The 1557-nt window shown below is 53.9% G+C and carries 1 protein-coding gene; it reads left to right on the forward strand.

Features of this window, described 5'->3' with window-relative positions; translation table 11 throughout:
- Nucleotides 1-447: 447 nt before the first annotated feature.
- Nucleotides 448-1557: NAD(P)/FAD-dependent oxidoreductase (locus ACR0AP_RS20885; RefSeq protein WP_480509213.1), on the forward strand; the 1110-nt coding region annotated here is incomplete at its 3' end.

The raw sequence follows: 1557 nt of genomic DNA on the forward strand, positions 1-1557 counted from the left end.
CGACCGCGGCTACAAGAGCTCCTCTAAAAGGCGCTCTGAAATTGTCGTAACTATCAAAACCAAGTTCCTCAGCCGTGCGAACCAAAGTGTGTGTGCTGACGCCAATCTTCCTTGCCGTTTCCCTAAGAGTGTCCAAACCAAAGTCAGCCTGATTATCAACAATGTATTTTGCCACAAGCTTTTTCCGAGGTGGGAGGTTCCCTATCTTTCGTTTAAGCTTTGAAATTGTTCGGCTTTTTAGAGTTGGATCCATTGTGATTCGTTATTCCCCCTCAATTTCATAAAATTTCATTAGAAATTTTTTATCCCACATTGCTGCATTTTGCAATCTTCGTATTCTCTCAATCTACGTGGCTCGCGAAGGAAGTAATGCGATTCGCAACTGTGCCGAGAGGGAAGCTCAACGGTGCGGCATCAAAGGCAATTACCTGGAACGGAACCAAATCCATGTCCAACTATTCGCGTATCATCATAATCGGTGGTGGTATCGTAGGTGTTTCGACACTTTATCATTTGGCAAAAGCGGGCGAAAGAGACGCGCTTCTGTTGGAGCGCCGCGAACTGACCGCAGGTGCAACCTGGCACGCAGCTGGCAACGTTCACACTCAAAGCGCTTATGCCAATCTCTCGGTTCTACAGGCGTATTCCCTGCGCCTGTACGATGGTTTGGCCGAAGAAGTGGGCCAAGAGGTTGGCAGCCACGTCGTGGGCGGCTTCTTCCTGGCCCAAAGCAAAGAGCGGATGGAAGAGTTCAAGCATCTCGCCGGCAAGTTTCGGGCGCTAGGCCTTGAATACGAACTTGTGACGCCCTTCGAAATCAAAGACAAATATCCGCTTCTCAACGTCTCTGACCTGGTGGGCGGTGCCTGGGATCCCGAAGAGGGCTATGTCGATCCGTATTCCGTTACAATGGGGCTGGCCGCCGGAGCGCGCAAATACGGCGGTAGGATCAGGTGCAACACCCAGATCGACAGCATAACCCGCCTGCCTTCGGGCAACTGGCGACTGATATCCGGCGACGAGGTCTTTGAATGCGAGATCATCGTCAATTGCGCCGGCTTCTGGGCAGACGAAGTCGCCCGTATGGTTGGCACACGCCTGCCCATCACCAACATGGAACATCAGTACCTGATCACCGACACGATGCCGACCGTTCAGGCGTTGGACTACGAACTGCCGATGATCCGCGACTGTGACAGCCAGTATTATATGCGACAGGAAGGCCAGGGGCTGCTGCTTGGGCCGTGGGAACAGGATGCCCGCCGGGCGTGGAACAATTCCAACGGCCGTGCACCTTGGTCCTTCGGTCAAGAACTGTTCGCAGATGATTGGGATCGGCTTGGTGATAGCCTTGCAGATATCTTTCACCGCGTACCTGATCTGGAAACCGCAGGTATCAAACGTGGTGTTAATGGCGCGATCAGCTTCGCCCCGGATGGCCGCCCCATGATCGGCCCTTTGCCCGGTGTGCCCGGGTTCGTCGTGGCTTGCGGCTTCCTGGGCGGTATTGCTCAGGGCGGTGGAATCGGTTTGGCACTGAGCCAGTGGATCCTGGAA

The sequence above is a fragment of the Ruegeria sp. AF7 genome (assembly GCF_056541885.1).